Raw genomic sequence first — 5,331 nt, forward strand, 5'->3', positions numbered from 1 at the left:
TAAAGAAAAGCAAAGTTAGAGGCTTTTTTAAACACATTCTCTATATGGTAGGAATTAAAAAAACAAAAACATTTCCACCCTCTTATATGCGATATTTTCTAGGTGAGTAAATAGGAGGATTGCTTGTTAAATAACATTTTTAAAAATAAGCTTGATAAGTATATCTTTGAAAACATCACTTTTAGATTTATTACAACAGCATTAGTTCTTTTAATCGTCTTTCTTATTTATATCATCATCTCAAGAACAGATAGTCAAAAAATTGTATTTATACCGCCTAAAATGGTAGCTCAAGAGTTTTGGATTTCAGGCAATGAAGTTTCAAAATCTTATCTACACGAGATGGCACAATTCATAGTTTTTAATCTTTTAAACATTACAAAACATAATGCCTCTAGCAATATAGATAACATTATGCCACTTATTGATGCTGCATATTACAATCAAGTTAAAACAGAGCTAGTCTCTCAAAATGAGTATGTTATTGCAAATTCCATTTCAAGAACCTTCTTTTTATCTGCTGTTAATGCCGATAAAAAGGGCGAAATAGTAGTGCAAGGCATTATCAAAGATATTATCGGTGATAAGGTGATAAGCTCAAAGCCCTACCTAGTGAATATTGGATACAAGATAGAACAAGGTAGATTTTGGATTAACGCAATTGAAATAAAAGAGAATAAATAAAGGACAAAGATGAAAAATAAACTTGCAGGAATAATCTTAGTGTTTCTTTCTTTAGCACAGATTTCTTTAGGAGCTGTAATTATTGATAATCCCAGCTTAGAAACAATAAATATCAATGTTTCACAAACTAGTGTCAATAGATTAGTTTTACCTAGTAAAATCATTGATATTGCCTATTCTAAAGAAAAGGGTATAGATATTCAGCTTAATGAAAATCAAGCCTTTATCAAATATGTGCCAACTAAGAAAGAAAATATCAGATCAGTTGGTAACCAAACAGAGATTATAGGAGACCCTGAGATTTTATATGATAATGCAAAAGGTGCAGAAGTCTTTTTTGTAACCGCAAATGGGACTTTTTCTTTTGCCCTAAACCCTAAAAATATTGAAGCACAAACCATTATAGTTAATGATTTTAGTGTCGATAAAAAAGAGGTTTTAAAATATGAAAGGGAAAATGACTATGTTGCAACCTTATCAAAAATTACAGAATTCATTTTAAAAGGTGGAACTCCACAGGGCTATAAGCTAAAAGAGAGACCAAAACTTTTAAAAGATTTAAGAGATATAAAAATATCTTATCTAAACACCTATGAGGGAGTTTTATATTCCGCACATTTATTAGAAGTCAAAAACAAAACTAAAGAAGCCATTATTCTTAATCCTAAAGAGTTTATTGCAATTGCTGATGGTTCTCCTAAATCAATTAGCATTTATTATGACAATGAAATCAATCATCTCTTGCCTTTAGGAAGTGCTAAAGTAGTGATTATCACAAAGGCTAAAAAATGAGAGAGAAGCTACAAGGGTTCTTTAATAGGTTTATTAGCAATGACAATGGAGATATAACACAAACACAAAGGAAGCAAAGGGGCAAGTTAATTGTCATCCTTGTAATTGTATTTTTAGTATTGTTTATATTGTTGAGATTTACAGTTAATGATGAAACGACAGAAAAAGAAAGAGCAGAAAAAATTGCTGGTAATTTTAAGCTTGTAGATAAAGATGAGATGGCAAAAACAAATTGGATAGGCTCTGCTTCAGAAGATATGGACCTAGCCAAAAAGAAAATAGATACTCTAACGACTAAAAATGAAAAGTTAGAACAAGAACTTAGCAAAATGCAATCTATTCTAAAAGATTTAGTCAATGAAAAAGAGAAGCAAAGAGAGGAGCAAACAAAGTTTAAAAATCTTCCTCCCCCTACCCCTACAAGTAGTAATAAACTTCCTGATTTAAATAAAGTAGAATTGGATGATTTGGGTAGAAGGGAGCTTTATACAAACTTCCCTAAACCTAATGAGGGTAATAATTTTGGAATATCACAGCTTGGAGAGATTCCACAAATGTCCGAAGATATTTCTGTTCGATATACTTCCTTAGAAGATAGTTTGGCATATATTAATGTTGCACCAAAGCCTGAAATACAAAAGCAAGAAGCAGAAAAAAAGCCCTTACATATCATTCCCACAGGAAGTATAACAAGAGCAGTTCTCTTAAGTGGATTTGATGCACCTACAATGACTCAAGCTAAGACTAATCCTCTACCTATTTTAATGCGTGTTATAGATACTTCCATTTTACCTAATACTTGGCAATATGATATTAAAGATTGTTTTATCACTGCAGAGGGTTATGGCGATTTGACAAGTGAGAGAGCTTATATTAGGACTAACACTCTTGCTTGTATTACAGATGAGGGTAAGCATATTGAAGTCAATTTTGCGGGTTCAGTTGCTGGAGAAGATGGAAAGACAGGTTTAAAAGGTGCAGTTGTTACAAAACAAGGGGCTTTATTAGCTAGAACCTTAATAGCAGGATTTTTACAAGGTGTAGGCAATAGCTTTGGACAAACCAATGCCACAACCATTGTTAGTGGAAGTGGAGTAACTTCTACCCCGACTAATCAAACAGCTACTGAAGCAATGCGTAGCGGTATTTTTAAAGGATTAAGTGCCAGTGCTGAAAAACTAGCGGATTTTTATTTAAAGATGGCAGACCAAATTAGCCCTGTTATTGAAATTTCTGCGGGTAGAGAGATAACTATTACAACAACTTCTAGGGTTGAGTTAAAGACACTAGAGGAATCATAAATAACACAAATAATACTAAGGATAAACAATGAAAATTTTTAAATTAAGCTTAATGAGTTTAGGTTTAAGTATTGCATTATTTGCAAGTGAGAATTTAAGCTTAACTCAACAGCACGAGGAAAGTCTTGTTAGAGGAATTATTCCTAGCACAAAAGTCTTGAAAGTGGAAAGAGCACAAATTGATGGATTTTATAAAGCCTATTTAGAAAATGGAAATATCCTTTATATTAATCCCTTTAATAGAGCAATTTTTGTAGGTGAGCTTTACACAGCAGGTGGTATTAATATTACAGCAAATGATAGAGAGGAGTGGGGAAAAGAGCTTAGCCAAACACAAATGCAAGATATGGATATAGATTATCTTGTTAAAGACACAAAAAAATTAGTCTATGGCAAAGGAAGCAAAGATTATGAGTTTTTAATATTCACTGACCCTGAATGTCCTTTCTGCAATAGATTAGAGGAATGGTTAGAGCAGCAAAATGCCACTGTTTTAGTAAATTTCTTGCCTCTTTCTTTTCACCCTAATGCAGAAAAATGGAGTTTAGAGATTTTAAGTGCAAAAGATTTTAAACAAGCAATGCACATTACTCGCACCACCCAAAAAGACCAAAATATTAAAATCACTCAAAAAGCAAGGGATACACTAAAAAAGATGCAAGAAAAAAGTGCAAAATTACAAATTCAAGGAACACCTATGATATATGTGCTTGATAAAGCAAAAAATATTGTTGTAGAGCAAATTGAGGGGGCTGATATTGCAAGGTTTAGTAAATATATAAAGGAGGAAACAAAGTGAAAAATAAAAGTGTTGTAGTAGGTTCTATACTCTCTGTATCTATTATTTTTTTATTCACTGCTTGTTCGACTATGCTTCCTTATAGGGATAACTTCAAATGTGAGAGAGGGAAAGATGCTGGTGTGTGTAATTCTGTTATGGAAGTATATGAGCTTAGTAATGATATGGATACTCTACGCATTAAATCTTCTAGTGATAAAAATAATACCAAAGAAAAGGAAAAAATAACTCCCACTGAAATTTTTTCAAAACAAAAGAATGACAAAAGATTGCAAGAGATTGTTAATGCTATAAGCATTAAGCAATTACAAAATAACAGACCCATCATTTTTAATATTAGTGAGGATTCTTTAGTGGATTATAGCTATGAAACTCCAAATAACCAGCAAGTTTTAGAATATCTTATTAAAGACAATAACGCCTATACTAAAAGATTAAAAGATGAAAGTCTTAATAAGGCTTCAGATGATGATTCACTAAGAACTCTGCAAGATACAAGCAATATACCCTAAAGGAGCATTAATGAAAAAAATGGTTTTAATAGGATTGTTGGGAAGTTTTGCAAATATTGTTAATGCAAATCCAAGTGTGCAAATCAATCAAGAATCTTTTGATTTAATCAAAAGTGCCTTAATTAGAGTTCTAAAAGAGAATAAAGACTTAAAAGAGCGTATTAAGGATTTAGAGGATAGGACACAAAGAAATACCGATAATTTATTGATGGTTGCTAAAAATTTAGGACCAAAGATTGAAAAGATAATGTTAGCTCAAGATAAAACACTAGAATATAGGGCTAGTGTTGTGAATATAAATCCTCAAAAAAAGGCTAAAGAAAGCACAGAGATTTTAAACATTTTAAACAATAGAGAGATAGTGAAAGTTACATTTACAAGGGGAAGCAATATAAGGGAGAAAGCAGGATTAGATTACGCAATTGTCAATCGTTTTAATGCAGGTGATACTGTAAATATTGTTAATTATGAAAGGATTGGAAATAACATTTGGTATGAGCTAGAGCAAGGAGGTTGGACGCATTTTCATAATGTTAATTTAACTCAAGAAATAACTCAAGACCTCTCCCAAGAATCCTCTAAAGAAAGTAAATCTAATAATATCTACAAAGAGACCAATGAAGAAGCGGTTCAAAATATCAAAGAAACCTTATCTGAGGAAAGTAAAGATAATGAAAAAACTAAGGAATAGTATTATGAAAAAATTATTAAGAAAATTTCAATCTAATATTTGTAAATTCATCTCTCCCCTAACAGGGGAAAGGCTAATAAGCCTTGACTGCAATTACACAAAGGAGTATAATTACAACCAAGATGAATTTTATGGCAATCATCTTAGTTCCTTTCATAAAGGGCATAGATTTTGCCACAGGGGTAGAGAGCCTGTGGCAATTACCCCAAAGAATTATATCCCAAATGCTAAAAACCTTTTTGTTGTCTTTTCTACGCCCCTTTTAATAGTATTCTTTAGTGGTTGTATGACAAAAATAACTTCTATTCAAAAGAATGATTTAGATAAAGAACTAGCTTCCATAATGCAAGAGGATAATACAAAATTTTCTGATAAAGAAGTTATAAGCACACTTCTAAAAAACTCTCCAAGTTTCGCACAATCTAATAAGCAAGAAGCTCAAGAGCAAAATATTGTAGAGCTTCCCAATAATATGCCTTTATACAGGCAACCATTGTTTGCTCAAATTGTAATATTCCCATTTGTAAGCAAGGATGGAAACTATCACGGTTA

At 31.9% G+C, this 5,331-nt stretch carries 6 protein-coding genes and 1 pseudogene; all 7 read left to right on the forward strand.

Going from position 1 to position 5,331, the window contains the following annotated elements; genetic code table 11:
* Positions 1 to 123 precede the first annotated feature (123 nt).
* Entirely contained in the window at positions 124 to 684 is a 561-nt protein-coding gene (locus LS72_RS09830; protein ID WP_138155306.1) for a TraE/TraK family type IV conjugative transfer system protein, read from the forward strand.
* 9 nt (positions 685 to 693) lie between these two features.
* Positions 694 to 1,476, forward strand: a complete 783-nt coding sequence (locus LS72_RS09835) for a TraK domain-containing protein (protein WP_138155307.1) — start codon at positions 694 to 696, stop codon at positions 1,474 to 1,476.
* The gene (locus LS72_RS09840) at positions 1,473 to 2,777 is read left to right on the forward strand and encodes a TrbI/VirB10 family protein (protein WP_138155308.1); all 1,305 of its coding nucleotides are present in this window, start codon (positions 1,473 to 1,475) and stop codon (positions 2,775 to 2,777) included. The genes LS72_RS09835 and LS72_RS09840 overlap by 4 nt, the downstream gene beginning before the upstream one ends.
* A gap of 28 nt (positions 2,778 to 2,805) precedes the next feature.
* Entirely contained in the window at positions 2,806 to 3,576 is a 771-nt protein-coding gene (locus LS72_RS09845; RefSeq protein ID WP_138155309.1) for a DsbC family protein, read from the forward strand.
* Complete coding sequence (locus LS72_RS09850) at positions 3,573 to 4,088, forward strand: hypothetical protein (RefSeq protein WP_034555547.1); 516 nt, start codon at positions 3,573 to 3,575, stop codon at positions 4,086 to 4,088. Before LS72_RS09845 ends, LS72_RS09850 begins: the two co-directional genes overlap by 4 nt.
* Before the next feature lie 10 nt (positions 4,089 to 4,098).
* Positions 4,099 to 4,779: an SH3 domain-containing protein gene (locus tag LS72_RS09855; RefSeq protein WP_138155310.1), complete on the forward strand. Its 681-nt coding sequence runs from the start codon at positions 4,099 to 4,101 to the stop codon at positions 4,777 to 4,779.
* Positions 4,780 to 4,783: 4 nt separating this feature from the next.
* A pseudogene (locus LS72_RS09860) lies at positions 4,784 to 5,331 on the forward strand (hypothetical protein); the annotation flags it as partial.

This window comes from Helicobacter apodemus, from assembly GCF_000765745.2.
In the GTDB taxonomy this organism is placed as follows: domain Bacteria; phylum Campylobacterota; class Campylobacteria; order Campylobacterales; family Helicobacteraceae; genus Helicobacter_D; species Helicobacter_D apodemus.